This window comes from Shewanella sp. AS16 (assembly GCF_021412365.1).
GTDB classification, from domain to species: domain Bacteria; phylum Pseudomonadota; class Gammaproteobacteria; order Enterobacterales; family Shewanellaceae; genus Shewanella; species Shewanella salipaludis.
The window spans coordinates 1-467 of the sequence record NZ_JAKCLK010000053.1 but is presented as its reverse complement, the minus strand read 5'-3'; the positions used below and the strand labels follow the sequence as shown (position 1 = coordinate 467).

The following is a 467-nucleotide window of genomic DNA, read 5'->3' as shown; positions in this document are numbered from 1 at the left end:
CGCCGGCACCATCGGCCGCGCCCCACCACACATCCTTGGCCTCCAGCCGCGTGCTCGTCTCCGCATACGCACCCTGGCCACCGTTGGCAAAGATCTCGCCGCCGTCCACCACGATACTGCCACGCTGGCTGTATAAGCCGTGGTCGCCATTGGCAAACACCCGCAGCCCACTGGCACTGATGTTACCGTAGTTATTGGCTACCCCCTGCTGGCGGTTGGCAAACACCGCCACCTCTTCCAGGCTCACATTACTGTAATTGCTATAAATACCGCGATAAGCGCTGTTGCTCACCTCGGCATGGGCCAGACGTTGATGGCTGGAGTTGTAGCTGATACCCGGTATGTTGCTCTCGCCGGCGTAACGCACCGACACATACTCCATCGGGCTGGCATTATCCGGCGCCGCATCGTTGAAGCGTATGCCCCGCCAATCGCCGCCCGTCGCCGTGCTGGTATAGCCGTCCATA

At 61.0% G+C, this 467-nt stretch carries 1 protein-coding gene; it reads right to left on the bottom strand.

What is annotated here, in order from left to right:
* Positions 1-467 (bottom strand): hypothetical protein (locus LZP73_RS19290; protein ID WP_234236530.1); only part of this gene is annotated, 467 nt, incomplete at both ends.